Source organism: Streptomyces sp. NBC_00249, from assembly GCF_026342355.1.
GTDB lineage: Bacteria > Actinomycetota > Actinomycetes > Streptomycetales > Streptomycetaceae > Streptomyces.
The window spans coordinates 1346491-1372814 of sequence record NZ_JAPEMV010000001.1 but is presented as its reverse complement, the minus strand read 5'-3'; the positions used below and the strand labels follow the sequence as shown (position 1 = coordinate 1372814).

Annotated in this window: 23 protein-coding genes; 15 read left to right on the top strand and 8 right to left on the bottom strand. The window is 75.5% G+C overall.

Annotated elements, in window-relative coordinates; all coding sequences use genetic code 11:
* Positions 1-84: 84 nt before the first annotated feature.
* On the bottom strand, positions 85-1899 hold the full coding sequence (locus tag OOK31_RS06170) for a 3-hydroxyacyl-CoA dehydrogenase family protein (RefSeq protein ID WP_267011300.1): 1815 nt from the start codon (positions 1897-1899) through the stop codon (positions 85-87).
* Positions 1900-2273: 374 nt separating this feature from the next.
* Here OOK31_RS06170 and OOK31_RS06165 point away from each other — a divergent pair, with 374 nt between their 5' ends.
* Positions 2274-2843 carry a HEAT repeat domain-containing protein gene (locus OOK31_RS06165; RefSeq protein ID WP_267011299.1) on the top strand — a complete coding sequence of 190 codons (570 nt, stop codon included), beginning with the start codon at positions 2274-2276 and terminating at the stop codon, positions 2841-2843.
* Between the two features lie 41 nt (positions 2844-2884).
* On the opposite strand, the gene OOK31_RS06160 is transcribed toward OOK31_RS06165, so the two are convergent.
* From OOK31_RS06160 to OOK31_RS06150, 3 genes are all read right to left on the bottom strand, one after another.
* Positions 2885-3328, bottom strand: a complete 444-nt coding sequence (locus OOK31_RS06160; RefSeq protein WP_267011298.1) for a RidA family protein — start codon at positions 3326-3328, stop codon at positions 2885-2887.
* 25 nt (positions 3329-3353) lie between these two features.
* Complete coding sequence (locus OOK31_RS06155) at positions 3354-4928, bottom strand: alpha/beta hydrolase (RefSeq protein ID WP_267011297.1); 1575 nt, start codon at positions 4926-4928, stop codon at positions 3354-3356.
* 112 nt (positions 4929-5040) lie between these two features.
* The gene (locus OOK31_RS06150; RefSeq protein ID WP_267011296.1) at positions 5041-6072 is read right to left on the bottom strand and encodes an Rv2578c family radical SAM protein; all 1032 of its coding nucleotides are present in this window, start codon (positions 6070-6072) and stop codon (positions 5041-5043) included.
* Positions 6073-6222: 150 nt separating this feature from the next.
* Between OOK31_RS06150 and OOK31_RS06145 the strand changes: the two genes are divergently transcribed.
* From OOK31_RS06145 to OOK31_RS06130, 4 genes are all read left to right on the top strand, one after another.
* Entirely contained in the window at positions 6223-6666 is a 444-nt protein-coding gene (locus OOK31_RS06145; protein WP_267011295.1) for an SRPBCC family protein, read from the top strand.
* Positions 6667-6859: 193 nt separating this feature from the next.
* A complete protein-coding gene (locus OOK31_RS06140; RefSeq protein ID WP_267011294.1) occupies positions 6860-7693 on the top strand; it encodes a M55 family metallopeptidase in 834 nt (277 codons plus the stop codon).
* Positions 7686-9107, top strand: a complete 1422-nt coding sequence (locus OOK31_RS06135; RefSeq protein WP_267011293.1) for a M20/M25/M40 family metallo-hydrolase — start codon at positions 7686-7688, stop codon at positions 9105-9107. Before OOK31_RS06140 ends, OOK31_RS06135 begins: the two co-directional genes overlap by 8 nt.
* Before the next feature lie 13 nt (positions 9108-9120).
* Positions 9121-11109 carry a prolyl oligopeptidase family serine peptidase gene (locus OOK31_RS06130; protein ID WP_267011292.1) on the top strand — a complete coding sequence of 663 codons (1989 nt, stop codon included), beginning with the start codon at positions 9121-9123 and terminating at the stop codon, positions 11107-11109.
* Between the two features lie 27 nt (positions 11110-11136).
* Here the strand turns inward: OOK31_RS06130 and OOK31_RS06125 are convergent, their stop codons facing one another.
* Entirely contained in the window at positions 11137-11868 is a 732-nt protein-coding gene (locus OOK31_RS06125; protein WP_267011291.1) for a hypothetical protein, read from the bottom strand.
* A 36-nt stretch (positions 11869-11904) separates the two neighbouring features.
* On the opposite strand from OOK31_RS06125, the gene OOK31_RS06120 reads away from it, so the two are divergent.
* The 3 genes from OOK31_RS06120 (at position 11905) to OOK31_RS06110 (ending at position 15497) form a co-directional block, all read left to right on the top strand.
* Positions 11905-12453: a GNAT family N-acetyltransferase gene (locus OOK31_RS06120; protein ID WP_267011290.1), complete on the top strand. Its 549-nt coding sequence runs from the start codon at positions 11905-11907 to the stop codon at positions 12451-12453.
* 115 nt (positions 12454-12568) lie between these two features.
* The gene (locus OOK31_RS06115; protein WP_267011289.1) at positions 12569-13468 is read left to right on the top strand and encodes an arginase family protein; all 900 of its coding nucleotides are present in this window, start codon (positions 12569-12571) and stop codon (positions 13466-13468) included.
* A gap of 64 nt (positions 13469-13532) precedes the next feature.
* Positions 13533-15497 (top strand): DUF5107 domain-containing protein, encoded by a 1965-nt coding sequence (locus OOK31_RS06110; protein WP_267011288.1) that lies wholly within the window; start codon positions 13533-13535, stop codon positions 15495-15497.
* Between the two features lie 183 nt (positions 15498-15680).
* Here OOK31_RS06110 and OOK31_RS06105 read toward each other — a convergent pair whose 3' ends face one another.
* On the bottom strand, positions 15681-16502 hold the full coding sequence (locus OOK31_RS06105) for a methyltransferase domain-containing protein (protein ID WP_267011287.1): 822 nt from the start codon (positions 16500-16502) through the stop codon (positions 15681-15683).
* Positions 16503-16712: 210 nt separating this feature from the next.
* Between OOK31_RS06105 and OOK31_RS06100 the strand changes: the two genes are divergently transcribed.
* The 5 genes from OOK31_RS06100 (at position 16713) to OOK31_RS06080 (ending at position 21921) form a co-directional block, all read left to right on the top strand.
* Entirely contained in the window at positions 16713-17285 is a 573-nt protein-coding gene (locus tag OOK31_RS06100; RefSeq protein ID WP_267011286.1) for a TIGR03086 family metal-binding protein, read from the top strand.
* Positions 17286-17372: 87 nt separating this feature from the next.
* Positions 17373-18641 (top strand): aminotransferase class I/II-fold pyridoxal phosphate-dependent enzyme, encoded by a 1269-nt coding sequence (locus tag OOK31_RS06095; RefSeq protein ID WP_267011285.1) that lies wholly within the window; start codon positions 17373-17375, stop codon positions 18639-18641.
* Between the two features lie 20 nt (positions 18642-18661).
* The gene (locus tag OOK31_RS06090; protein ID WP_267011284.1) at positions 18662-19801 is read left to right on the top strand and encodes an MBL fold metallo-hydrolase; all 1140 of its coding nucleotides are present in this window, start codon (positions 18662-18664) and stop codon (positions 19799-19801) included.
* Between the two features lie 123 nt (positions 19802-19924).
* Entirely contained in the window at positions 19925-20413 is a 489-nt protein-coding gene (locus OOK31_RS06085; protein ID WP_267011283.1) for an isochorismatase family protein, read from the top strand.
* Positions 20414-20493: 80 nt separating this feature from the next.
* A complete protein-coding gene (locus OOK31_RS06080) occupies positions 20494-21921 on the top strand; it encodes an amidase (protein WP_267011282.1) in 1428 nt (475 codons plus the stop codon).
* A 76-nt stretch (positions 21922-21997) separates the two neighbouring features.
* Here the strand turns inward: OOK31_RS06080 and OOK31_RS06075 are convergent, their stop codons facing one another.
* Positions 21998-22636: a DedA family protein gene (locus tag OOK31_RS06075; RefSeq protein ID WP_267011847.1), complete on the bottom strand. Its 639-nt coding sequence runs from the start codon at positions 22634-22636 to the stop codon at positions 21998-22000.
* Between the two features lie 2 nt (positions 22637-22638).
* The gene (locus OOK31_RS06070; RefSeq protein ID WP_267011281.1) at positions 22639-23415 is read right to left on the bottom strand and encodes an MBL fold metallo-hydrolase; all 777 of its coding nucleotides are present in this window, start codon (positions 23413-23415) and stop codon (positions 22639-22641) included.
* A 160-nt stretch (positions 23416-23575) separates the two neighbouring features.
* On the opposite strand from OOK31_RS06070, the gene OOK31_RS06065 reads away from it, so the two are divergent.
* Both OOK31_RS06065 and OOK31_RS06060 read left to right on the top strand, forming a co-directional pair.
* Complete coding sequence (locus OOK31_RS06065; protein ID WP_267011280.1) at positions 23576-23980, top strand: hypothetical protein; 405 nt, start codon at positions 23576-23578, stop codon at positions 23978-23980.
* A 113-nt stretch (positions 23981-24093) separates the two neighbouring features.
* Positions 24094-26262: a phage holin family protein gene (locus OOK31_RS06060; RefSeq protein WP_267011279.1), complete on the top strand. Its 2169-nt coding sequence runs from the start codon at positions 24094-24096 to the stop codon at positions 26260-26262.
* The last annotated feature ends 62 nt before the right edge of the window (positions 26263-26324 follow it).

Genomic DNA, 26324 nt, shown 5'->3' with positions numbered 1-26324 from the left:
CTGGGCTCGGAAGGGTAAGTCCGCCGTGAGGGTCCGGCGGACCCGAGCAGCCCTCCCCACGCATCCTGCTCAGGGCCCGCCTGGTTACCGGCGGGCGGCGTACTCACGGAATCCGCGACCGGTCTTCCGGCCCAGGCACCCCGCGGCCACCAGGTGCTCCAGCAGCGGCGACGGGGCCAGGCCCGGGTCGCGGAACTCCTGGTGGAGGACCTTCTCGATGGCCAGGGACACGTCCAGGCCGACCACGTCGAGGAGCTCGAACGGCCCCATCGGGTAGCCGCCGCCCAGCTTCATCGCGGCGTCGATGTCGTCGAGGCTCGCGTAGTGCTGCTCGACCATCTTGATCGCGTTGTTGAGGTACGGGAACAGCAGGGCGTTCACGATGAAGCCCGCGCGGTCCCCGCAGTCCACGGGGTGCTTGCGCACCTTCACGCAGACCTCGCGGACGGTGGCGTGCACGTCGTCGGAGGTCAGGACCGTCCGGACCACCTCGACCAGCTTCATCGCGGGCGCCGGGTTGAAGAAGTGCATGCCGATCACGTCCTGCGGACGCGAGGTCGCCCGGGCGACCGCGATCACCGGCAGCGACGAGGTCGTGGTGGCGAGCACCGCGCCCGGCTTGCAGACCTTGTCCAGGCCCGCGAACAGCTCCTGCTTGACCGCCAGGTCCTCGGCGACCGCCTCGACCGCCAGGTCCACCTCGGCGAAGGCCTCCAGCGAACCGGCCGGGGTGATCCGCTCCAGCGTCTGCGCGGCGGCGGCCTCGGTCAGCCGGCCCTTGGACACCGCACGGCCCAAGGACTTGCCGATCGAGGCCTTCGCCGCCTCCGCCTTCTCCTGGCTGCGCGCGGCCAGCACCACGTCGTAGCCGGCCTGCGCGAAGACCTGGGCGATCCCGCTCGCCATGGTCCCGGAGCCGGCCACGCCGACCGAGGAGACCGGGCGGCCCGCGCCGAGCAGGGAACCGTCCAGCGGGGTCTGGAGGTCGCGGACGACCGTCGCGCTGCCCGGGGAGTCGTACGTGTAGAACCCGCGCCCGGACTTCTGCCCGGTCAGGCCCGCCTCGGCGAGGTGGCCCAGGATCGGGGCCGGGGCGTGCAGCCGGTCGCCCGAGGAGGCGTACATCGCCTCCAGGACGGTGCGGGCCGTGTCCACGCCGATCAGGTCGAGCAGGGCGAGGGGCCCCATCGGCAGCCCGCAGCCGAGCCGCATCGCCGCGTCGATGTCCTCGCGGGAGGCGTACTTGGCCTCGTACATGGCGGCGGCCTGGTTGAGGTAGCCGAACAGCAGGCCGTCGGCGACGAAACCGGGCCGGTCGCCGACCGCGACGGGCTGCTTGCCCAGCTCGCGGGCCAGCTCGGTGACCGCCGCCACGGCGGGCGGGGCGGTGAGCACGCAGGAGACGATCTCGACGAGCTTCATCGCCGGGGCCGGGTTGAAGAAGTGCAGCCCCAGCACGCGCTCCGGGCGCAGCGACTCGGCGGCCAGGCGGGTCACCGACAGGGCGTTGGTGCCGGTGGCCAGGATGGTGTCGGGCCGGACGATCGCGTCGAGCTCGCCGAAGAGCCGGTGCTTGAGCTCGTAGTCCTCCGGGACCACCTCGATGACGAGGTCCGCGTCGGCGGCGGCGCCCAGGTCGGAGAAGGTGCGGAAGCGGGCGAGGACGGCCTCGCGCTCCTGCTCGGTGAGGCGCCCCTTGACGACGGAACGGGCCGTCGCGGCGGCGAGGGAGGCGGTGGCCCGGCGGGCGGCGGCCTCGCTGACGTCGATGCCGACGACCTCGCGGCCGGCGCGGGCGAGCAGCTCGGCGATACCGGTGCCCATGGTGCCGAGGCCGACGACGGCGACGGTCTGCAGGGCGGGGCGGGCGGACTGACTGGACGTGGACGGAAGGTCCATCGCGGGACTCCAGTGGAAGAGGGTGACGACTGGGGAGCGCGCGGCGCACAGCGCGCGCGGAGGCCGTACGGAAGAACCGTGCGGGGTGAGCCCGGCGGGAAGCGCCCTGAGGGAAGGGCGCGGCGGGCGGAAGCGGCACGACCCTGTCCCGGGGTCCTGCCGTGCAAGAGGGGCCACGAACCGACTGGCACGGGGCGGCTGCGTCACCAGGCCGCCCTCGTATCGTGTTGGAGCGACTGTAACCCGGCGGTAACTGGTCCGCCAGAGTGCGGAGATGTGACCTGTACCGCCCAAATGTACCGATCATCGATCATCGATCAACCAGGTCGGCGGAACCGGCGTACGAGGCCCCCCGCCCGCCCTAGGGTGGGCGCGTGAACGACGTGCTGGAGCGCCTGCGGGTGGAGTCGGACGGATCGCCGGAGTACGGGACGCTGCTCGGGGCGGCCCCCGACGAGCTGGCCGACTCCCTGTCCTCGGCCGGACGGCCCCTGTGGGCCCGCGAACTGGCCGCGTACCGGCTGGGGCTGGCGGGCGACCGGCGGGCCTTCGAGTCCCTGGTGCTGCTCCTCAACCACCGGGACCCGCCGCGCTGCGAGGCCGCCGCGCAGGCCCTCGCGGTGCTCGGGGACCCGCGCACCGCCCGCGCGGCCGCCGCCCTGGCCACCAACACCCTGCGCACGGCCTACGCCCTGCACGCGGTCCGGCTGCTGGCCGCACTGCGGGCCCCCGAGTCGGCCCCGGCCCTGATCTCCACCCTGGGGCGGCTGCTCTCGCCGCACGACCCGTACTGGCGGGTGGCCCTGGCCTGCGTCGAGGGGCTCGGCGCGCTCGCCGACGCCCGGGCCCGCGACGTCCTGGTCCGGGCCCAGGGCCACCCCCGGCTGGCCCTGGCCGCCACCGACGCCCTCGGGCGGCTGCTGGCGGGCCACCCGGACGCCTGACGCGCCCGGGCCCCGGGGCCCGTCGCCGAACTCCCGTCTGCTCAGCCGGAGACGGGGACGATCGCGAAGGCCTCGACCTCCAGCAGGAGTTCCGGCCGGAACAGCGCCGCGACCTGCACCGCCGAGGAGGCCGGCAGCCGGTCCGGGGCGATCACCTCGTCGCGGGCCGCCCGGACCGCCGGGAGGTGCGCCACGTCCGTGACGAAGTACGTCAGCTTCACCACGTCCTCGAAGCCGGCGCCCGCCGCCGCCAGGCACCGGCGCAGGTTCTCGAACACCTGCCGGGCCTGGGCGGCGGCGTCGCCCTCGCCGACCAGCTCGCCCTTCTCGTCGAAGGAGCACTGCCCGGAGACGGCCACGAACCGTCCGGTGCCCCAGACGACGTGGGAGTACCCGGTACCGGGGCTGACGCCCTCGGGGGCGGCGACACGGGTGAGGTGGCCGCCCTCGGGGGCGGCGGGGACGGGATGCGAGGAAGTGGTCATGGGCATGATCTTGCCCTGACGGATGTCAGCCCCGGAAGCCCAGCAGCCCGTGCAGGGCCGCCCCGCCCGCCGAGGACGGCACCGCGCGGGTCGCCGTCGTCGGCTTCGGCTCGTCCTGCGCCGGGCAGACCGCGTCCGCCGCCGTTCCCGTCCGCAGGTACGCGGCGAGCTTCTCGTCGAGGCACTTGTTGCCGCTCAGGGCGATGCCGTGGTTGCCGCCGCCCGCCTCCTGCACCAGGGCCGAACCGGCCAGCTTGCCGCGCATGCTCACCGCGCCCTCGTACGGGGTCGCCGCGTCCTCCGTCGCCTGGAACAGCAGCGCCGGGGGCAGTTCGGTGTTCGTCACGTCCGGGGCCGCGAGCGGCTCCCCGGGCCAGAACGCGCACGGCGCGTTGTACCAGCCGTTGTTCCAGGTCATGAAGGGCGCCTTCGCGTGGGTGCGCCACATGTCGGCCCGCCAGGTGTTCCAGTCCCTGGGCCAGGCCGAGTCCCGGCACTGCACCGCCGTGTACACGCTGTAGCTGTTGCCCGCCGAGGGCTCCACCGAGCCGAACCGCTCGTACGCCGCCACCAGCGGCTTCGGGTCCTGTTCCCGCGCGTACGCCGCGAAGGCCTCGGCCAGGGCGGGCCAGTAGCCGTTGTAGTAGCCGCCCGGCATGTAGGTGTCCTCCAGCTCGGCCGGGCCCACCTTCCCGCCCGCCGGGGCCGTGCGCAGGGCCTCGCGCATCTCGTACCAGCGGGCCTCGACCCGGGCCGGGTCCGTACCCAGCCGGTAGGTGGCGTCGTACCGGGCCACCCAGGCCATGAAGGACTTGTGGCGGGCGTCGAAGGCCCGGTCCTGGGCGAGGTTGTCCTCGTACCAGACCCCGTCCGGGTCGACCACGGAGTCCAGGACGAGCCGGTGCACCCGGTCCGGGTGGAGCTTCGCGTACACCGCGCCCAGGTAGGTCCCGTACGAGTAGCCGAAGTAGCTGAGCCGCTGCGCGCCCAGGGCCGTGCGCAGCACCTCCAGGTCGCGGGCGGCGGAGACGGTGCCGATGTACGGGAGCACGTCCGCGTGCTTGGCCTGGCAGGACTCGGCGAAGGTGCGCACCCGGTCCAGGTTGGCCCGCTCGACGGCCGGGTCGAGGGGGACGGAGTCCGGGCGCACGGGCGCGAAGTGGCCGCCCCCGCAGTCGAGCGCCGGCTCGCTGCGGCCCACGCCCCGGGGGTCGAAGCCGATCACGTCGTACTGCGCGGCCACGTCCTTGGGCAGGGCGGCGGCGATGTACCCGGCCAGGGTGCGCCCGCTGCCGCCGGGGCCGCCCGGGTTGACCAGCAGCGGGCCCTGGGAGGTCTTGGCGGTGTGCGGGACCCGGGTCAGGGCGAGGGAGATCTGCCGCCCGGCGGGGTGGTCGTGGTCGAGGGGGACCTTCAGGGAGGCGCACTGGAGGGTCGGGTAGCGGGGCGTCGCGCAGCCGCTCCACGTGAGCGCCGCGACGGCCGCCGGGGCGGCGGGCGCGGGCGCGGCCGGCGCGGCGGTGACCGGGCCCGCGAGGGCGGCGGCGACGGTGGAGATCGAGAGCAGCACGGCGGCGCGCTTCTTCAGGGGGTGGAGCATGGGGCCTCCCAGCCGAGGGTTCTGGGCGGAATCGTCCCGGAAACCGCAGCGGGAAGGCGGGATTGGTCCGCTGATTGGCCCGATGTGATGACCCCTCGGGAGGCGTCCGGGCTCAGAGCAGCGTGAGCTGCACGGGCCCGGCCGCCGCCGGCCCGTCCGGCCGCTCGGGCAGCACCACGGGGCGGGCCGGGCCGCGCCCCGCCGGGCCGATGCCGAATTCGGCCGCGAGCTCGTGGACTTGGCGGGTGATCTGCCGCTGGTACCAGGTGGGCGCGTACGAACCGCCCGCGTACATCCGTTCGTACCGTTCGACGAGGCCGGGGTGATGCCGGGTCAGCCAGGCCGTGAACCACTCCCGCGCCCCGGGCCGCAGATGGAGTACCAGGGGTGTCACGGAGGTCGCGCCCGACTCCGCGACGGCCCGGACGGTCGCCCGCAGCTGAGCGGGGGAGTCGCCGAGGAAGGGGACCACCGGCGCCATCAGCACCCCGCACTCGATGCCGGCGCCGGTCAGGGCCCGTACGGCGCCCAGCCGGGCGGCGGGGGAGGGGGTGCCGGGCTCCACGGTCCGCCACAGGGCGGTGTCGGTGAACCCGACGGACACCGAGATCCCGACCTCCGTCACCTCGGCCGCCCGCCGCAGCAGGGGCAGGTCGCGCAGGATCAGCGTGCCCTTGGTGAGGATCGAGAAGGGGTTGGCGTGCTCGCGCAGTGCCTCGAGGATGCCGGGCATCAGCCGGTAGCGGCCCTCGGCGCGCTGGTAGCAGTCGACGTTGGTGCCCATGGCGATGTGCGCGCCGCCCCAGCGGGGCGCCGCCAGCTCACGGCGCAGCAGCTCGGGGGCGTTGACCTTGACGACGATCTGGGAGTCGAAACCGGTGCCCGTGTCGAGGTCCAGGTAGCTGTGGGTCTTGCGCGCAAAACAGTAGACGCAGGCGTGGGAGCAGCCCCGGTACGGGTTGACGGTCCATTCGAACGGCATCCGGGAGGCGCCGGGCACCCGGTTCACGATCGACCGGGCGCGCACCTCGTGGAAGGTGATCCCCCGGAACTCGGGGGTGTCGAAGGTCCTGGTGACGACCGCGTCCGCGCCGAAGAGCGCGGCCGGCCCGCCCGGGGTCCCGGTCAGATTCTCCCAGCGCATGGCTGCCTCCTCGGTGGCGTGGTGCGCCGAGAATAGAACAAACGTTCCCATGATCGTGCGGGGCGGCCCCGGACGGGCGCGGATTTGGGCGGCCGGGCCGGAGGTGGTTGGCTTGCGGCGACGAGCATCACGACTGCTGGAGGAACAGGTATGGCGCAGGTCGAGGCCACCACGGAACGCATCATCGGGGCAGACGCGGAGACCGTGTTCGACGCGCTCGCGGACTACACCGGCACCCGGGGCAAGCTGCTGCCCGAGCACTTCAGCGAGTACGAGGTGCGCGAGGGCGGCGACGGCGAGGGCACCCTGGTGCACTGGAAGCTCCAGGCCACCAGCAAGCGCGTACGGGACTGCCTGCTCGAGGTCAGCGAGCCCACGGACGGCCAGCTCGTGGAGAAGGACCGCAACTCCTCCATGGTCACCACCTGGACCGTGACCCCGGCCGGCGAGGGCAAGTCCAAGGCCGTCGTCAGCACCGTGTGGAACGGCGCGGGCGGCATCGGCGGCTTCTTCGAGCGCACCTTCGCGCCCAAGGGCCTCGGCCGCATCTACGACACCCTCCTCGCCAACCTGGCGCAGGAAGTCGAAGCCTGATCAAGGCCGTTGCCCGGCGGCGCGCCCCGGGCGGCTCACCGGTTCGGGTGGATTTCCCGGGCGGGCCGCTCCGCCGCGCGCCGTGACGGCGAGCGCCCGGACGGCGTGCACGCCCGGCCGGGCGTGGCCCCGGGTCCGCAAGGGCCCGGAAGGCTAGGGTGGGGCGTCCGCGACCCGACCCACCGGGGGCCCGATGAAGATCCTCATCTCCGCCGACATGGAAGGCGCCACCGGCGTCACCTGGCCCGAGGACGTGATGCCCGGGGCCTCCCAGTGGGAGCGCTGCCGGGCCATGTTCACCTCCGACGTGAACGCCGCCGTACTCGGCTTCTACGACGCCGGCGCCGACCAGGTGCTCATCAACGAGGCCCACTCCACCATGCGCAACCTGCTGCTGGAGAAGCTCGACGCCCGCGCCGAGATGCTCACCGGCCGCCACAAGTCCCTCTCCATGGTGGAGGGCGTCCAGCACGGCGACGTCGACGGCATCGCCTTCGTCGGCTACCACACCGGCGCCGGCACGGAGGGCGTCCTCGCCCACACCTACCTCGCCAACTCCATCACCGGCGTCTGGCTGAACGGCCTGCGCGCCAGCGAGGGTCTCCTCAACGCCCACGTCGTCGCCGAGTACGGCGTCCCCGTCGTCCTCGTCACCGGCGACGACCTGACCTGCCTCGACGCCGCCGGCTACGCCCCCGACGCGCGCACCGTCGCCGTCAAGGACCACGTCTCGCGCTACGCGGCCGTCTGCCGCACCCCCGCCCGCACCGCCGCCGACATCCGGGCCGCCGCCACCGAGGCCGCCAAGCTCGCGGTGCGCCACGAGCCGGTGCGCGGCGGCCCCTTCGCGGTGGAGGTGGAGTTCGACGCCGAGCACCTCTCGCTCGCCGCCACCGTCGTCCCGGGCGTCGAACGCAGCGGGGAGCGCAGGGTCGCGTACACCAGCGCCACCATGTACGAGGGGATCCGCACCTTCAAGGCGGTCACGACGGTCGTCTCGGCGGCCGTGGAGGAGCAGTATGGCTGACATGCGCGGGGTGGACGAGATCCGGCGGGACGACGCCCCGGTGGCCGGGGCGGCCGGGCCCGGAGCGGTCGCGGACGGGACACCCCCGGCCCCCGCGCCCGTCGACGGGACCGCCCTCGACGAGGCCGTCGAGTTCACCTCCGGGCTGATCCGCATCGACACCACCAACCGGGGAGGCGGCGACTGCCGTGAGCGGCCCGCCGCCGAGTACGTCGCCGAACGGCTCGCCGCGGCGGGCCTGGAACCGGTCCTGCTGGAACGCACCCCGGGCCGTACCAACGTGGTGGCCCGCATCGAGGGCACCGACCCCTCGGCGCCCGCCCTGCTCGTCCACGGCCACCTCGACGTGGTCCCCGCCGAGGCCGCCGACTGGAGCTTCCACCCCTTCTCCGGGGAGGTCCACGACGGGGTGGTCCGGGGCCGCGGGGCGGTCGACATGAAGAACACGGACGCGATGGTGCTGGCCGTCGTACGCGCCTGGGCCCGCCACGGCGTGCGCCCCCGCCGGGACATCGTGATCGCCTACACCGCCGACGAGGAGGACAGCGCGGCCGACGGCTCGGGCTTCCTCGCCGACCGCCACCCGCACCTCTTCGAAGGCTGTACGGAGGGCATCAGCGAATCCGGTGCCTTCACCCTGCACCCCGGATCCGGCCGCGCCCTCTACCCCATCGCCGCCGGTGAACGCGGCACCGCCTGGCTGAAGTTGACCGCGCGCGGCACCGCCGGGCACGGCTCCAAGCCCAACCGGGCCAATGCCGTCAGCCGGCTCGCCGCCGCCGTCGCCCGGATCGGCGCGTACCAGTGGCCGGTGCGCCTCACCGACACCGTCGCCGCCTGCGTCACCGAACTCGCCGCCCTCCAGGGCATGTCGGTCGACCCGCACGCCCCGGGCTTCGACCTCGACGCCGTCCTCGCCGAACTCGGCCCGGTGGCCGCCCTGGTGGAGGCCACCGTCCGCAACAGCACCAACCCGACGATGCTCAGCGCCGGTTACAAGCTGAACGTCGTCCCCGCACACGCCACCGCCTACGTGGACGGACGGACCCTGCCCGGCGGGGAGGCCGAGTTCGAGGCCACCCTCGACGCGCTCACCGGCCCCGACGTCGACTGGGAGTTCCACCACCGCGAGGTCGCCCTCGAAGCCCCCGTCGACGGACGGACGTTCCGCATCCTGCGCGAGTCCGTCGAACACTTCGACCCCGCCGGGCACGTGGTCCCCTTCTGCATGGCCGGCGGCACCGACGCCAAGCAGTTCTCCCGGCTCGGCATCACCGGCTACGGCTTCTCCCCCCTCAAGCTGCCGCCCGGCTTCGACTACTGGGCCCTCTTCCACGGAGTCGACGAGCGGGTGCCCGTCGACGCCCTGCACTTCGGCGTCCGCGTCCTCGACCGCGCGCTGCGGACCCTGTGATGGGGGCCCCGTGATGGCCGCCGCCCCGGGCGTCCCCTACGGCAGCTGGCCCTCGCCCATCGATGCCGCGCTCGCCGCCGCCCACGACGGCCGCCCCGAGTACCTCGCCGCCGTCGGCCCCGAGGTGTGGTGGACCGAGCCGCGCCCCGAGGAGGGCGGCCGCCGCACCCTCGTACGCCGGCCCGCCGACGGGCGCGCCGCCCGCTCGGTGCTCCCCGCGCCGTGGAACGTCCGCAGCCGCCTCACCGAGTACGGGGGACAGCCCTGGGCGGGCACCGAACAGACCGGCAAGGGGCCGCTGGTGGTCTTCGTCCACCACCCCGACCAACGGCTGTACGCCTACGAGCCCGATGCGCCCGGAGCCCCCGGGCCGCGGCCCCTGACCCCCCTCTCGGCGGTCGGCGGCGGGCTGCGCTGGGCCGACCCGGTGCTGCGCGGCGGCGAGGTCTGGTGCGTACTGGAGGAGTTCACCGGCCCCGCCCCGACCGACGTACGGCGGGTGACGGCCGCCGTACCGCTGGACGGGTCCGCCGCCGGCGACCGGTCCGCCGTACGGGAACTCACCGACGACCGCCACCGCTTCCGCACGGGACCGAAGCTGTCCCCCGACGGGCGGCGCGCCGCCTGGCTGGTGTGGGACCACCCCCGGATGCCGTGGGACGGGACCGAACTCCAGCTGGCCGACATCACCTCCGACGGCACCCTCACCGCCCCCCGCACGGTGCTCGGCGGGCCGCGGGAGGCCGTCGCCCAGGTGGCGTGGGCGGCCGACGGGACCCTGCTCGCGGTCAGCGACCGCAGCGGCTGGTGGAACCCGTACCGGGTGGACCCCGACACCGGCGCGGCGGTCGCGCTGTGCCCGCGCGAGGAGGAGTTCGGGGGACCGCTGTGGAAGCCGGGGCTCAGCTGGCTCGCCCCGCTGCCCGACCGGCTGCTCGCCGTCCTGCACGGCAAGGGCGCCTGCGTGCTCGGCATGCTCGACCCGGAGAGCGGGGACCTGGTCGACGCGGCCGGGCCCTGGACGGCCTGGCAGCCGACGCTGGCCGTCTGCGGCACCCGCGTCTACGGGGTCGCCGCCAGCCCGCGCAGCGCGTACGAGGTCGTCGAGCTGGACACCGCCACCGGCCACGCCCGGGTCGTCGGCGCCCGCGCCACCGACCCCGTCGACCCGGCCTACTACCCGGAACCGCAGACCCGGACCTTCTCCGGCCCGGGCGGCCGCGAGATCCACGCCCACGTCTACCCGCCGCACCACCCCGCCCGGCGGGCACCGGCCGCCGAACTGCCCCCGTACGTGGTGTGGGCGCACGGCGGCCCCACCGACCACGTGCCGCCCGTACTGGACCTGCACATCGCCTACTTCACCTCGCGCGGCATCGGTGTCGTCGAGGTGAACTACGGCGGCTCCACCGGCTACGGCCGCGCCTACCGCGAGCGGCTGCGCGAACAGTGGGGCGTGGTGGACGTGGAGGACTGCGCCGCCGTGGCCCGGGCCCTGGCCGCCGAGGGCACCGCCGACCCGGACCGGCTCGCCATCCGGGGCGGCAGCGCCGGCGGCTGGACGGCGGCGGCCTCCCTGGCCGCCACCGGCCTCTACGCCTGCGCGGCGATCATCTACCCCGTGCTCGACCTGCGCGGTTTCGCCGCCGAGACCCACGACCTGGAGTCCCGCTACGTCGACGGCCTCGCCGGCCCCCCGCAGACCCTGGCCCTGCACTGCCGCGAACGCTCCCCGGTGGCCCGCGCCGACCGGATCACCGCCCCCTTCGTCCTGCTCCAGGGACTCGACGACCCGGTCTGCCCGCCCGCCCAGGCCGAACGGCTGCTGGCCGCGCTGCACGGCCGGCGGGTTCCGCACGCGTACGTCACCTTCGAGGGCGAGGGCCACGGCTTCCGGCGCGCCGAGACGATGGTGCGGGCCCTGGAGGCGGAGCTGTCCCTCTACGCGCAGGTCTTCGGGATCGAACGCGAGGACATCCCCCGTCTGGCCCTGCACAGCTGACCCCGCGGTGGACCGCTGCCGCGCGGCTCAGGCCGTGTGCAGCCAGACGCGGAGCGGGCCCAGCGGGGTGAACCCGGCGCGGACGGCGGCCTCGAGGTCGTCGCCGCCCTCGTAGCCGACGACCGGCAGGCCCGGCCAGCGCTCGCCCGCGCGGGCCACGGCGGCCGCCCAGGCCTCGCCGGTGTCCGCGTCGTCGTGGGCGAACAGGTTGGAGACGCCCACCACACCGCCCCCCGAACTCACCACGGCCCCCGCGACGACCGCGCCGCCGCCCCCGACACGGCCGGCGAGGAAGACGAGGTCCTCGCCGAGCAGGGCCGGCCGGAACAGGCCGGTGCTCTCCTCGCCGTCCCAGGCCGCCTCCCACACGTCCAGCTCCCCGGCCGTCGCCACCTCGGACCACTCCAGCCGGCCGTCGGCGGCGGGCGCCGCCCCGGCTCCGGCCGCCGGACGGTGGATCCACTGGGCCTCGAACAGCACCTCGAAGCCGGCCGGGGCCAGATCGAGCGCCGCGAAACTGTCCTTGACCGAGCAGCCCGGGGAGGCGGTGTCCACCGCGTCCGCCAGCGCCGCCGCCGAGGCCCCGGGGGTGAGGGACACGGCGTCGGGGTACAGGGGCGGGGTCCGCAGGACGCTGGTCCAGGCGTCCGCGGTGAACGCGCCCCGTACGCCGTGGGCGCGGCAGACCGCGTCGCACCAGTCGGCGTTGTTGCGCGCCGCGGCGAGCAGGAGTTCTTCGGTGGTACCGGTGATGATCACGCGGGGGATCCTGCCACGCCTCTTTAGGCTGGTCACATGAGTTTCCCCCACTACGTCACCGAAGGCGCGCGGGTTGCCCTGCGGCCCTTCCGGATCGCCGACGGCACCGAGTTCACCGCCCGGGTGCGCGAGAGCCGGGACCTGCACCGGCCCTGGCTGTTCCCGCCCGCCACCCCGGAGGAGTACGAGCCGTACGCGGCCCGGCTGATCGAGGGGGACGGGCGGGCCGGATTCCTGGTCTGCGAACGGGCCACCGGGGCGATCGCCGGCTTCGTCAACGTCAACAACATCGTCCGGGGCGCCTTCCGGTGCGGGGCGCTCGGCTACGGCGCGTTCGCGCACTCCGCCGGACGCGGACTGTTCGGCGAGGCCCTCGCCCTGGCCGTCGCCCACGCCTTCACCCCCGAGGACCAGGGCGGCCTGGGCCTGCACCGGCTGGAGGCGAACATCCAGCCCGCCAACACGGCCTCGATCGCCCTGGTCAGGGGGCGCGGCTTCCGCCTCGAAGGGTTCTCCCCGGACTTCCTGTACGTGGACGGGGCCTGGCGGGACCACGAGCGCTGGGCGGTGACGGCCGGGCGGTGACCTCCCGACGCGACGCGAGGCGAGGCGACGCGACGCGAAGCGAGGCGGTGACGGCACCCGGCCCCGGTAGGCGAAATTTCCGCCCCGCCGCCCGCACATCGCCCAGGATGGGTCCATGCGAACCCTCGTGCTCATCGACGCCCCGTCCAACCTCGGCCTGCGCCCGCCCGCCCCCGGCGCCGTCCCCGGGGTCTACAAGCTGGCCGGCGCCCTGCGCGAACAAGGCCTGCTGCAACGGCTCGGCGCCCGCGACGGCGGGGTCGTCGTCCCGCCGCGCTACGACCGGGGCGACTGGAAGGAGGGCGACGGCACCTTCCACGCCGCGCCCCTCGCCCGGTACACCGTCACCCTCGCCGACCGCATCGAGAAGCACCTGCGGGCCGGGGAGTTCCCCGTCGTCCTCGGGGGCGACTGCTCCATCCAGCTCGGCGCCGCGCTCGCCATGCGCCGCCTCGGCCGGTACGGGCTCGCCGCGATCGACGGCTCCGCCGACTTCCGCCACCCCGGGAACACGGCCGTCAACGGGCCCGTCGGCGCGGCGGGCGGCGAGGAACTCGCCCTGTCCACCGGCCGCGGCCGGCGTGAACTCACCGACCTGGAGGGCCTGCGCCCGTACCTGCGGGAGGAGGACGTACGCCTCTTCGGGCTGCGCGACGGCGACCCGGACCTGACCGAACTCGCGGAGGCCGGGATCGCGGCCGCCACGGTCGGGGACATCCGCGAACGCGGCGCGGGTCCCGTCGCGCGGGCCGCGCTGGAGGGCCTGCACCCGCCGCGCACCGCCGGCTTCTGGATCCACCTGGACGCCGACGCCCTCGACCCGACCGTGATGCCCGCCGTGGACAGCCCGGACCCCGGCGGGCTGCTCCCCGACGAACTCGCCGAACTGCTCGGGGTACTGGTCCACTCGCCGCGCTGCGTCGGGCTCAACGTCACCATCTACGACCCGGACCTGGATCCGGACGCGCGTGCGGGCGCCCTCCTCGCCGACCTGGTCGCGGGTGCCTTTGCGTAATCCTGACCGGTGGTGATGCGCGGAACCCCTGTGCGCCACCCGTGGCGGCGTGTTCCATTCCCTCATGGCCACCACCGTCCGACGTGCCCAGCTGACCCTTCCCGCAGCCCCGTTGGGACCCGACAACCCCCTGCCCGCCCTGCGCGCGCCCGACGGCGTGCACGCGCTGGACGAGCGCACGCGCCGGGAGCTGCCGCGCGACACGGCCCGCCAGGCCGGCTACGAGCCGCTGCGCTCCCTGCTGCCGGTCCGCGTCCGCGACGGGTACGGACGGGAGCGCCCCGAGCGGGAGTTGGAGGCCGTCGTCATCGAGAACGGCCGGCTGCGCGTCACCGTACTGCCCGGCCTCGGCGGGCGGATCCACTCGCTCGTCCACCTGCCGACCGGACGCGAACTCCTCTACCGCAACCCGGTGTTCCAGCCCGCGAACCTCGCGCTCAACGGCGCCTGGTACTCCGGCGGCATCGAATGGAACATCGGCGCCACCGGCCACACCACCCTGGCCTGCTCCCCGCTGCACGCCGCGCTCGTCCCCGCCCCGGACGGCGCCGCGATGGTCCGGCTGTGGGAGTGGGAACGGCTGCGCGACCTGCCCTTCCAGGTGGACCTGTGGCTGCCCGAGGACTCGGACTTCCTCTACGTCGGCGTCCGCGTGCGCAACCCGCACGAGCGGCCCGCGCCCGTCTACTGGTGGTCCAACACCGCCGTCCCGGAGTCCCCCGGCACCCGGATCCTCGCCCCCGCCGACGAAGCCTGGCACTACGGCTACGAACGGAACCTGCGCCGGATCCCCGTACCCGCCTGGCAGGAGGCGGACCGCACCTACCCCCTGAACAGCAGCCACCCCGCCGACTTCTTCTACGAGGTCCAGGACACCGCCCGCCCCTGGATCGCGGCCCTCGGCCCCGACGGCCACGGCCTCGCCCAGGCCTCCACCGGCCGGCTGCGCGGCCGCAAGCTCTTCGCATGGGGCGCCGGAGCGGGCGGCCGGCGCTGGCAGGAGTGGCTGACCGAACCGGGCACCGGCGGCTACGCCGAGATCCAGGCGGGCCTGGCCCGCACCCAGCTGGAACACGTACGGCTCGACGCCGGGGCGGAGTTCAGCTGGCTGGAGGCCTACGGACCGCTGGAGGCCGATCCGGCGGCCGTGCACGGCTCCGACTGGGCGGCGGCGCGCGGGGCCGCCTCGGCGGCACTGGACGAGGCCCTGCCCGCCGCCGTCCTGGACGCGGCGTACGAGGCGTGGCGCCGCGGCGCCGCCGACACCGAACCGGGGGAGCGGCTCGCGGCCGGCTCGGGCTGGGGCGCGCTGGAAGTGCTGTGCGGGGGCCACGAACTGCCGGGCACCCCCTTCGAGGAAGCCACCCTGGAGGAGGAGCAGGCGCCCTGGCTGGACCTGTGGCGCAGCGGAGTCCTGCCCGCCCCGCGCAAGGTGGCGCCGCCGGGGCCCGCGCTGGTCGCACCGCACTGGCGGGACATGCTGGAGACGGCCCCGGCCGACCCGCTCACCGAGTACCACCTGGGCGTCGCCCAGTGGCACGCCGGCGACGTGGCCCAGGCCGTACGCAGCTGGGAACGCGGGCTGGCCCTCGCCCCCTCCCGCTGGCCGCTGCTGCGTTGTCTGGCCGTCGCCGACACCCTGGCCGGAGCGCCGGAACGCGCCGCCGACCGCTACGCGGAAGCCTTCGACGACCTGGCGGCCGAGAGCCGGGGCGGTGAGGCGTGGACCGCTGCCGAAGCCGCGCTGGGCGGGGAGGCGATGACGGCCCTCCTCGCCGCCGGGCGCCTCGCGGCGGCGCGCGGAGTCTGGGACCGGCTGCGGCCGGCCCTGCGGGAGCGCGGCCGCTTCCGGTTGCTCGCCGCCGGGCTCCTCGCGGCGGAGGGCCATGTGGGGGCGGCGCTGCGGCTGTTCGAAGAGGGCTTCGAGATCCCCGACCTCCGTGAAGGCGAGGACTCCCTCACGGAACTCTGGTCCACCCTCACCACCCGCCGCCTGCCTCCGGCCTACGACTTCCGCATGCACCCCTGATCCTCCGGGTGCGGCGCCGCGCCTCAAACGCCGGCGGGGCTGGATCTATCCAGCCCCGCCAGGGGGCACCTCCCAGCGGTAGCTGGGGGAGTTTGAGGCGCGGGGTCTGGGGCGGAGCCCCAGGGAACGGCGGAAGGGTGGGGTGGGGAGCTCAGCCCGCGCAGCGGGACCCGGCGCCGCCCGTCAGGCGCGGCACAGCAGCTCTCCGTTCAGGACGGAGAACCACGCGTCCGGCGCAGCCCCCCACGCGTGCCACGCCGCGGCAACCGCCTCCAGGTCGCCCGGCTCCGCATGCCCCCCACCCGTCGCGACGGACGCGTACGCCGAGGCCCGCGTCCGGTCGGCCCACAGTCCGGACCACCACGCGACCTCCTCCGCGGTGGCGTAGCACCACGCCGTCGCGGAGGCCCGTACGTCCGTGAAGCCGGCCGCCCGCGCCCACGACAGCAGACGCCGCCCGGCATCCGGCTCGCCCCCGTTCGCGCGGGCCACCCGCCGGTACAGGTCCAGCCACTCGTCCAGGCCCGGGGTCGCCGGGAACCACGTCATCGCCGCGTAGTCCGCGTCGCGGACCGCGACGATCCCGCCCGGCCGGCACACCCGCCGCATCTCGCGCAGTGCCTGGACGGGATCGCCGACGTGCTGCAGCACCTGGTGGGCGTGGACGACGTCGAAGGTGTCGTCGGGGAAGTCCAGCGCGTGGACGTCGGCCGTCGCGAAGTCGACGACCCCGGACAGCCCCCGCTCCGCCGCGTACGCGCTCGCCTGCGCCACGACGTCCGGCGCCGCGTCGACGGCCGTGACCCGCCCGCCGGGGGACACCAGCTCCGCCAGGTCGGCGGTGATGGTGCCGGGCCCGCAGCCGACGTCCAACACCCGCATGCCCGGCCGCAGCTCCCCGGTCAGGTAGGCGGCCGAGTTCGCGGCGGTGCGCCAGCGGTGCGAGCGCAGGACCGACTCGTGGTGCCCGTGCGTGTAGACGGCCGTCTCGTGCGTGTCACCCATGGCGGGTCTCCTCGTCATCGTGGTCCTCGAAGCGTGTGATCACCGTAGGCGATCCGCTCGTCATATGAGATATGCGTTTTGACATGTGGACACCAGCCCCTGCCCGCAGGGGGATTGGGCAGGGAAGTGGCAGGGCAAGGCAGGGGCGAGGACAGTGGGCCCCGGGGGACCGACACCCCCCGGAACAGGACGCGGAAGGCGGTGGGACCCATGCCGGAGACGCTGCTCGAACAGCACGCCGCGGCGCTGCGGCTCTTCGGTGAGCGGGTGCGGGCCGTCGCGGACGCCCAGTGGGACGCCCCGACGCCCTGCACCGAATGGACCGTGCGGGACCTCGTCAACCACGTCACCGGCGAGCAGCGGTGGATCCCGCCTCTGGTCACCGACGGCCGCACCGTGGCGGACGTGGGCGACGAGCTCTCCGGCGACCTGCTCGGCGAGGACCCGGCGGCCGCCTGGGAGCGGGCCGCGGCCGCCGCCCGCGAGGCCTTCGCCGCGCCCGGCGCGCTGGACCGGACCGTGACCCTCTCGTACGGGCCCACGCGCGCCGCCGCGTACTGCTCGGAGCTGACCGCCGACTGCGTGGTGCACGCCTGGGACCTGGCGCGGGCCATCGGCGGGGACGACCGGCTGCCGGCCGGCCTCGTCGAGTTCTCGATCAAGGAGGTCATGCCGTACGCCGACGGGCTCGCCGCGAGCGGGATGTACGCCGAACCGCTGGAGGTGCCGGCGGGTGCCGACGCGCAGACCCGGCTGCTCGCACTGCTCGGAAGGCGAGGCTGAGGGGCGCAACGGTCCAAATAATCGTATAAAGGGCAGGTCGATCGGTGGTGGTGGCAGCAGCGGCGGAAGGCGGGAACGGTGTCGGGGATGGCCGAGGGGACGGCGGACGGGCTGACGGCGGGACCGGCCGGCGGTGGACGCCGCCCCGTCCCGGAAGGGCGCGGGCCGGTCAGGTACGTCCCGCCCGCCCCCCAGCCCGGCCTGCCCGTCCTCCCCGAACTGACCGCCGTGCTCGCCGCCGCCGCGGGCCGGGCCGCCCCCGAGCCCCCGGGCGGCGGGGAGCCCGTACGCGAGGCCGCCTGCCGGTTCTGGGGCCGGCGCGGCCTCGCCACCGAGCCGCAGAACGTGGCCGCCGGCCCCGGTGCGCCCGCGCTGCTGCTCGCGCTGCTCGGCGCGTACGGCGGGGACGTGCTGCTGCCCCGGCCCTGTCCCGCCTGGTGGACCCCGCAGGTCCGGCTGCTGGGACGGCGGGCCTACCACGTACCCACCCCGGCGGAGTGCGGTGGCGTACCCGACCCGTACGCCCTGCTGGAGACCGTACGGCGGGTCCGGGCCGAGGGCGGGGACCCGCGCGTCCTGCTGCTGTCGGTGGCCGACGACCCCACGGCCACCGTGCCGCCGCCCGAGATGCTGCGCGAGGCCTGCGAGGCCGCCCAGTCCGCCGGGCTGTTCGTGGTCAGCGACGAGAGCTGGCGCGACACCGTCCACCGGCCGCGCGACACCCTCGTGCTGAGCCCCGCCGAGATGCTCCCCGACCGGGCCGCCGTCCTCGTCGACCTGTCCGGGTCCCTGCTGCCGGCCGGCTGGCCCGCCGCCGTGGTCCGCTTCCCCGGCACCCCGCGCGGCACCTGGCTCAGGGCCCGCACCCTCGACGTCCTCACCGCCACCGGCGCGTTCGTCGCCGGCCCCGTCGCCGGGGCCGCCGCGCACGCCCTCGACGAACCCGACGCCGTCGCCGGACGGGCCTACGCGGCCGCCGCGCTGCACGGCGCGGTCGCCGCGGCCGCGCACCGGGAACTGCTGGCCGTCGGGGCGCTGGCCCGGCCCCCGCAGGCCGGCCGCCACCTGTACGCCGACCTGACCCCGCTGCGCGCCGGGCTGGCCCGGCACGGGGTGGGCGACGCGATGGAGCTGGAGGACTGGCTCGGAGGCCGGCTGGGCGTACCGACGCCCGGCGGGCAGCGGTTCGCCGACGAACTGGGCGCGCTGCGCGTCCGGTTGTCGACGGGGCCGCTGCTGGGGGCCTCCCCGGAGCAGCGGCTGGCCGCGCTCACGGCGCCCGACCCGCTGGCGCTGCCGCACGTGCGGGGCGCGCTGGATCTCCTCGGGTCGGTGCTGGCAGAGCTGGCCGACTGACGCTGAACGGAGAGTTCTTGATGAGGGACCAGTCCGACGCCCCCGCGACCGCCCCCGCGCGCCGGCCCACCACCTCCCCCCGCACACCCGCCACCGCCCCCACGCCGCTCACCGCCCCCGCGCCCGCCCCGCCGGCCTCGGCGCCCGCTCCGGCACCCGCGCCCGCTCCGGGGGCTGTCCCGGCCCCGCCGGCCCCCGCGCCGCGGCCGATCGGGGAGCGCCGGGTCTGGCCGCGCTCGTTCGCGGACCGGCTCACCGCCCCGCTGCCCGGTCTGCGGGCCTTCGCGCGGCTGGCCCGGGAGGGGGCCTTCCGGCCCGGCCCGGAAGGCCTGCGCGGCATCCCGGACCTGCCGTACGCGCCCGCCCCGCTGCCCGCCGCAGGCCCCGGCGCGGTGTCCGTCACCTGGGCCGGGCACGCCAGTTGGGTGCTGCGGACCGGCGGCCTGACGGTGCTCACCGATCCCGTCTGGTCCCGCAGGGTCCTCGGTACCCCGGCCCGGATGACCCCCGTCGGCGTCCGGTGGGAGGACCTGCCGCCCGTGGACGCGGTGGTGATCAGCCACAACCACTACGACCACCTCGACGCCCCCACCCTCAAGCGGCTGCCCCGCCACACCGCCCTCTTCGTCCCCGCCGGGCTCGCCCGCTGGTGCCGGCGCCGCGGCTTCACCCGGGTCACCGAGCTCGACTGGTGGGAGTCCGCCGAACTGGGAGGCCTACGCTTCGAGTTCGTCCCGGCGCACCACTGGTCCCGACGCTCCCTGCTGGACAGCTGCCGCACCCTGTGGGGCGGCTGGGTGCTCACCGACACGGCGTCCGGCCGCAAGGTCCACTTCGCGGGCGACAGCGGCTACGGGCACTGGTTCGGCGAGATCGGCGCCCGCCACCCCGGCATCGACCTCGCGCTCCTGCCAGTCGGCGCCTACGCCCCGCGCTGGTGGCTGCGCGAGGTGCACGCCGACCCCGAAGAGGCCGTCCAGGCCTGCCTGGACCTCGGCGCCCGCCGGATGGCCCCCATGCACTGGGCCGCCTTCGTCCTCTCGGCGGAACCGGTCATGGAACCCCTGCACCGGACCCGCGCCGCCTGGTCCCGCGCGGGCCTGCCCCGTGAGCACCTGTGGGACCTGCCCGTCGGAGCCTCCCGCACGCTGGTGCGGTGACGGGAAAGGTTCACCGTGTCACGGCGCCCGGCACGGCACCAGACGTCGGGAACCGGCCGGATCCATGGCCGGGCCGAGGGAGTTGGGGCCGGACCCGGCCCCGCGCTGGCTACGATCTTCCCCGTGACCTCCGCACTGATCCTCATCGACCTGATGCCCCGCATCCTCGCCCTGCCCGTGGCCCCGCACTCCGGTGAGGAGGTCCTTCAGCGCTGCCGCCGGCTGGCCGAGGCGTTCAGGGCCGACGGCCGCCCGGTGGTGCTGGTCCGGGTGGAGCGGCCGAACGTCGCCGAACAGCCCCCCGGCAGCGACTTCGCCGACGGACTGGCCGGCCCCGGCGACGTCGTGGTCGTCAAGCGCGCCATCAGCGCCTTCCACGACACCGACCTGCACGAGCAGTTGGGCAAGCTCGGCGTCGACACCCTCGTCCTCGCGGGACTGCTCACCACGATGGGCGTGGAGTCCACCGCCCGCACGGCGACCGACTACAACTACAAGGTCGAGTTCGTCGCCGACGCCATGTCCGGCTTCACCGCCGACGAACACGCCTTCGCCGTGGACAAGGTCTTCCCCCGCTTCGGCACGGTGCGCGACACCGCCGCCTACACCTGAGGATCCCCCCTGTCCCGTCCGGGCCCGCCTGGCGTACGGTGCCTGTTCCCGGCAACACACCCGTAGGGAAAGGCGCGTACGTGGACGACAGTGAGCTGCTGTTCCTGGGGGTCGCCCGGCAGGCCGAACTGGTGCGCGCCGGCAAGGTGTCCGCCCGGCAGCTGACGGAGGCCTCCCTGCGGCGGATCGAGCGCCTCGACCGGCGGCTGGGCGCCTTCCGGGTGGTGCTCGGCGAGCGGGCGCTCGCGGAGGCCGACGCCCGCGACGCGGCCCGCGCGGCCGGGGACGACCGGCCGCTGCTCGGGGTGCCCGTCGCGGTCAAGGACGAGCTCGACGTCGCCGGGGAGGTCACCACCTTCGGCGGCTCCGCCAACCACACCCCGGCCCCGCACGACTCCGAGGCGGTCCGGCGGCTGCGGGCGGCCGGGGCGGTGGTCGTGGGGAAGACGACGATGCCGGAGTTCGGCCAGTGGCCGTTCACGGAGTCCGCCGCGTACGGGTACACCCGCAACCCCTGGGACACCGAGCGCACCCCCGGCGGGTCCAGCGGCGGCAGCGCGGCCGCCGTCGCCGCCGGCCTGGTCGGTGCCGCGCTCGGCGGCGACGGCGGCGGCTCGATCCGCATACCCGCCGCCTGCTGCGGCCTCTTCGGCCTCAAGCCGCAGCGCGGCCGCGTCTCCACGGCCCCGCAGCCCCACCTCTGGCACGCCCTCGGCACCGTGGGACCGCTCACCCGTGGCGTACTGGACAGCGCCCTGCTCTACGACGTCCTCAGCGGCCCCGCCGCCGGGGACCGCTGGACGGCGCGGCCCCCCGCGACGAGCTTCGTCCGGGCAGCGTCCACGGAGCCCGGCAGGCTGCGGATCGGCTGGTCCGCCAAACCCGCGGTGCCCGGCGTACGGCCCTGCCCCGAACACGTGGCGGCCCTGCACGAGACGGTGCGGGCTCTGCGCGAACTGGGCCATGACGTACGGGAGATCGACCCCCGCTACCCCGACACGACGGCCGCCTTCGTGCCGCAGTTCTACGGCGGCGTGCGCGCCGAGGCCGAGGCCGTCCAGCGGCCGGACCTGCTGGAGCGCCGCACCCGGCAGACCGTACGCACCGCCCGGCTCGCCCCCGGGGCCGCCGCGGAGTGGGCGGTCCGGGCGGGGGAGCGGATGGCCGTACGGGCCAACCGGGTGTTCGCGGCCGTCGACCTGCTGCTCACCCCGACCCTCGCCGAACGGCCCCGGCGCGTCGGGGCCCTGGACGGCCTGGGCATGGCCGGGGCGATGCTGAGGTCCCGCCCGATGATCGCCTACACCGCCCTGTGGAACGTCACCGGCAACCCGGCGGCCTCCGTCCCCGCGGGCTTCGCGGCGGACGGACTGCCCCTGTCCGTCCAGCTGGTGGGCCCGGAGCACGAGGAGGCGGCCGTCCTCCAGGTCGCCGCGCAACTGGAATCCGTACGCCCCTGGGCGGACCGGATCCCGGACCTCGCGCGCGAGCCGGGCCCGGCCGCCTGATCCGCACGCACCGCACCGGGTCCGGGCGGCGGGGGCGGCCGACGGGAACGGGCCGCCGCCCTGCCGCGCAGGCGCGTCACTCCGGCTGCGACCGCCCCGGCCGCAGCCGGCGCCACACCGCGGGCGCCACGCTGATCAGCAGCGTCAGGCCCACCGCCAGGACCACGCCCTTCCACGGCTCCGAGAACAGCGAGCCGCCCAGGATCCCGATCAGGCAGTACGTCGCCGCCCACGCCAGGCACGCCGGGGCGTCACCCCGCGCGAACCTCCGCAGCGGCACCCCGCCCAGCAGACAGGCCAGCATCACCGGGATCCGCCCGGCCGGGACCAGCCGCGACAGCACCAGCACCAGCACCCCGTGCTCGTCCAGCTTCGCCCGGGCCCGTTCCAGCCGCTCCGGTGTGGCCCGCGCCCGCAGGGACTCCAGCCGCCGTGAGCCGCCCCGCGAGCGGACCCCGCGCAGGCCGAGCCAGTACAGGGCGATGTCACCGGTGAACGCCGCCAGCGCCGACACCCCGAACACCAGCAACAGCCCGAACGGCAGCGACTGGTGGTGGAACGCCACCACGGCCGCCGTACTCACCAGCGCCCCCGTCGGGATCACCGGAACCAGCGCGCCCAGGGCCACCAGCACGAACAGCGCCGGGTAGCCGACCGCCTGCTGGGTGCTCTCCCCGGGCACCCCGCCGACGACCTCGGCCGCCTCCCGCCACACGGTCACGGAAGCCGCACCCGTTCCCCGTGCGCGGGCACCCGTACCGTGACCTTCGGCGCCAGCCGCAGCGCGCACCGGGCGAACTCCTCGCCCGGCGCGTGGAACTCGTGCGGCCGCACCGCGTCCATCCCGATCGGCCAGTACGTCCCGTAGTGCACCGGCACCGCCGCCGCCGGCGCCAGCCGCACCAGGGCCCGCGCCGCCCGCTCCGCGTCCAGGTGCCCCGGCCCCAGGTACGGCCCCCAGCCGCCGACGGGCAGCAGCGCCACGTCCACCGGCCCGACCTCCTCGGCCATCGTCTCGAACAGCCCGGTGTCCCCCGCGAAGTACGTCCGCGCCGCGCCCTCGACCACGTACCCGAGCGCGGGCGCCTGCTGAGGCCCGAACGGCAGCCGCCGCCCGTCGTGCCGCGCGCTGACCGCCCGGACCCGTACGCCGTCCCGTACGCCGACCTCCTCGCCCGCCACCACCTCCGACACCACCAGCCCCAGCACCCCCGCGAGCCGCGCCAGCCCCGGCACCGCCCGGCGGGCCCCGCGCGGCACCACGAGCCGCGTGCCCCGCGCCAGGCGCGCCAGCGACGGCAGGTGCAGATGATCGGCGTGCAGGTGCGAGACCAGCACCACGTCCGCCTCGGCCGCCTCAGGAGGCGGCACCGCCCCGCGCCGCCGCCGCAGGTGCGCGAACCGCCGGGCGAACAGCGGATCGGTCAGCACCCGCACCCCCGAATCCCGCACCGTGCACGTGGCATGCCCCCACCAGGTGATCTCCACCGACACCCCGGCACCCCCTCCCTCGACTGCCTCCCGAGCCTAGGCCTTGCCCCGGCGATACGCCCGTAACCGGAACCCCGCCCCCCGACCGCCCGCCGCAACAGCTCCGGCCGGAACCCGACGGCCCCCTCCTTTCCGGGCCCGGATCGGAGTAGGGTCGGGCGCCATGGATGAGCTGCGGGTGGCCGCGATCGCCAGCCTGGTCCCGCTAGAGGAACTCGACGCCGATCCCTTCGCGGTGGACAACCGGAGCCAGCACGCCATGTGCGCGCGCTGGGCCGCCGGCCACGGCTACGTGGTCACCCGCCAGCTGCTCTTCTACGGGCTGCGCGCCGACCACTGCGGACTCTGGTGCGACGTCGACGCGGGCCAGGTCGACCTGTTCGTCGCCCCGAACCGGCGGGTCCTGGCCCGCGCGCTGCGCTCCGTCGAGGAGTTCACCGCCGAGTGCGAGCGGCGCGGCGTACGGCTGGAGACCGCCGGGCTCGACGAACCGCGCTACACCTCCGCCATGAAGGCCGAGGTGCACCGCCGGCTGTCCATGCCCACCGCCGGCTACGACGGCACCTGACGGGCACCTGACCGGCACGTCCCGTACCTCCGTGCGCCACCCGTTTCGACCGGCCGCGCCCGCCGCCCTGTGCGACGCTGGCCGGGGAGGACCGGGAGGGAGGCGGGTGCGGCGTGTGGCGAGGCCGGTTGCGGTGGCGGGCCGCGGGCAGCGCACTGGTACGGGTCACCCTCGTGTGGGCGGTGTCCACCCTCACCATGCTCGCGCTGGCCGGGATCCTGCCGGACTTCCGCCTCCAGTCCGCCGACGGTGACAGCCTCACCCGGATCGGACTGACCGCGGCCATGGGCGCCGGGGCCTTCGGCCTGCTGAGCGCGCTGGTGTGGCCCGTGCTCGTCCGGGCCCTGCTGCTGGTGCCCGCCCTGGTGCTCGGCCTGCTCGTGTTCTTCCTCAACGGCTCGCTGCTCCTCATAGCCCTCAGCCTGCTCCCCGACGGGCGCGGCGCCGCCGCCCCCGAGACGGCGGTGGTCGTCGCCGCGGTGATGTCCGCCGTCGCCTCGGCCACCTCCACCGCCCTCGCGGTCCGCGACGACGAGGCCTACCGGCGCCGCCTGTACCGGCTCGCCGACCGCCGCCGGCGCCGCCAGCGCCGCGCGGGCGCCCCCGGAGCCGACGAGGCGGCCCCCGCCCTGGTCCTCCTCCAGCTCGACGGGGTCGGCTACGAGGCGCTGCGCCACGCGGCGGCCGACGGGCTCATGCCGACGGTGGCGCTCTGGCTGGAGGGCACCCACCGCGTCATGCCCTGGCGCACGGACTGGTCCAGCCAGACCGGCGCCAGCCAGCTCGGCATCCTGCACGGCTCCAACTTCGACGTGCCGGCCTTCCGCTGGTACGAGAAGGACACCGGCGAGGTGATGGTCTGCAACCGGCCCACCAGCGCCGCCGAACTCCAGCGCCGCGCCGTCACCCGTACCGGCGACGGCGGGCTGCTCACCCTCGACGGGGCCAGCCGGGGCAACCTGTTCAGCGGCGGCGCCGACCAGCTGGCCCTGGTCCTGTCGGTCTCCGCCCGCAGGGGCCGCGCCAACCGCTCCCGCGCGGGCTACTTCGCGTACTTCTCCGACCCGGCCAACGCCGTCCGCACCGCCCTGTCCTTCGTCGCCGAGGTGGCGCGCGAGCTCGGCCAGTCGCTGCGCTCCCGGCTGCGCAAGGCGTCCCCCCGGGTCTCCCGGGGCGGGCTGTACCCGCTGATCAGGGCCTTCGCGACGGTCGTCGAACGGGACGTGGTCGTCTCGGCGGTGATCGGCGACATGCTCGTCGGCCGCGCCGTCGTCTACGCCGACCTGGTCGCCTACGACGAGGTCGCGCACCACTCCGGACCCCACGGCCGGGACACCGACCAGGTACTGGCCCGCCTCGACCGGAGCCTCGCGCTGATCGCCCGGGTCGCCGAGCACGCGCCCCGCGCCTACCGGGTCGTCCTGCTCTCGGACCACGGCCAGAGCCCGGGGGAGACCTTCCTCCACCGCTACGGGCTCACCCTGAAGGACCTGGTCCGGGCGGGCTGCGGCCTGCCGGTCTCCCGCCGGGCCGGCCGCACCCACAGCGGGGCCGAGGCCCGCGCGGCGGTCCTGGCCGCACTGCACCGGCCCGTGGAGGAGACGGCGGAGGAAGCCCGTCCGGTACACGGCTCCGACCCGGTGGTGCTGGCCTCGGGCAACCTCGGCCTGGTCTCCTTCCCCGGCCTGCCGGGCCGGGCATCGCGGGAGTGGATCGAGCGCGCCCACCCCGCCCTGCTGCGCACCCTGGCCGAGCACCCGGGCGTGGGCTTCCTGCTGGTGGACGGGGAGGTACTGGGCCCGGGCGGGGTGGTGGCGCGGCTCGACGTACCGGGCGAGGCCGAGGGGCTCCTCGCCGCCTTCGGCCCGGGCGCGGCGGACGCGGTCCGCCGTACGGATGCCTTCCCGCACGTCGCGGACGTCATGGTCAACTCCGCGTACGACCCGGACACCGGGGCCGTGCACGCCTTCGAGGAGCAGATCGGCTCGCACGGCGGGCTGGGCGGGGAGCAGGGGCACCCGTTCCTGATGTGGCCGACGGAGCTGTCGGATCCGGGCTCGGAGCTGGCCGGCGCGGAGGCCGTGCACGGCGTGCTGCGCCGCTGGCTGCGGGAGGCCGACGGCCCCCAGGTCCCGATCGGCCCCACCCCGTCCTCGGCCTCCGCACCCGGCTCCGCACCGGCCTCCGCGGCCCGCCTCACGGCGGAGGATCCCCGGCAGGAGGCCCCCTCCGGCGGAACCCTTCCTTCCGTAGGGGGGCCCGCACCGGACGAAAACCGGTGATTTTGTGCGCAGTTCACGGTGTCCGACCATGTGGTGACCTGCCCAGTATGTGAGACAAACCG

Coding starts and splice junctions, on each gene's coding strand:
- OOK31_RS06170 (WP_267011300.1), bottom strand. CDS start 1,899: ATGGACCTTCCGTCCACGTCCAGTCAGTCCGCCCGCCCCGCCCTGCAG.
- OOK31_RS06160 (WP_267011298.1), bottom strand. CDS start 3,328: ATGACCACTTCCTCGCATCCCGTCCCCGCCGCCCCCGAGGGCGGCCAC.
- OOK31_RS06155 (WP_267011297.1), bottom strand. CDS start 4,928: ATGCTCCACCCCCTGAAGAAGCGCGCCGCCGTGCTGCTCTCGATCTCC.
- OOK31_RS06150 (WP_267011296.1), bottom strand. CDS start 6,072: ATGCGCTGGGAGAATCTGACCGGGACCCCGGGCGGGCCGGCCGCGCTC.
- OOK31_RS06145 (WP_267011295.1), top strand. CDS start 6,223: ATGGCGCAGGTCGAGGCCACCACGGAACGCATCATCGGGGCAGACGCG.
- OOK31_RS06140 (WP_267011294.1), top strand. CDS start 6,860: ATGAAGATCCTCATCTCCGCCGACATGGAAGGCGCCACCGGCGTCACC.
- OOK31_RS06135 (WP_267011293.1), top strand. CDS start 7,686: ATGGCTGACATGCGCGGGGTGGACGAGATCCGGCGGGACGACGCCCCG.
- OOK31_RS06130 (WP_267011292.1), top strand. CDS start 9,121: ATGGCCGCCGCCCCGGGCGTCCCCTACGGCAGCTGGCCCTCGCCCATC.
- OOK31_RS06120 (WP_267011290.1), top strand. CDS start 11,905: ATGAGTTTCCCCCACTACGTCACCGAAGGCGCGCGGGTTGCCCTGCGG.
- OOK31_RS06115 (WP_267011289.1), top strand. CDS start 12,569: ATGCGAACCCTCGTGCTCATCGACGCCCCGTCCAACCTCGGCCTGCGC.
- OOK31_RS06110 (WP_267011288.1), top strand. CDS start 13,533: ATGGCCACCACCGTCCGACGTGCCCAGCTGACCCTTCCCGCAGCCCCG.
- OOK31_RS06105 (WP_267011287.1), bottom strand. CDS start 16,502: ATGGGTGACACGCACGAGACGGCCGTCTACACGCACGGGCACCACGAG.
- OOK31_RS06100 (WP_267011286.1), top strand. CDS start 16,713: ATGCCGGAGACGCTGCTCGAACAGCACGCCGCGGCGCTGCGGCTCTTC.
- OOK31_RS06095 (WP_267011285.1), top strand. CDS start 17,373: ATGGCCGAGGGGACGGCGGACGGGCTGACGGCGGGACCGGCCGGCGGT.
- OOK31_RS06090 (WP_267011284.1), top strand. CDS start 18,662: ATGAGGGACCAGTCCGACGCCCCCGCGACCGCCCCCGCGCGCCGGCCC.
- OOK31_RS06065 (WP_267011280.1), top strand. CDS start 23,576: ATGGATGAGCTGCGGGTGGCCGCGATCGCCAGCCTGGTCCCGCTAGAG.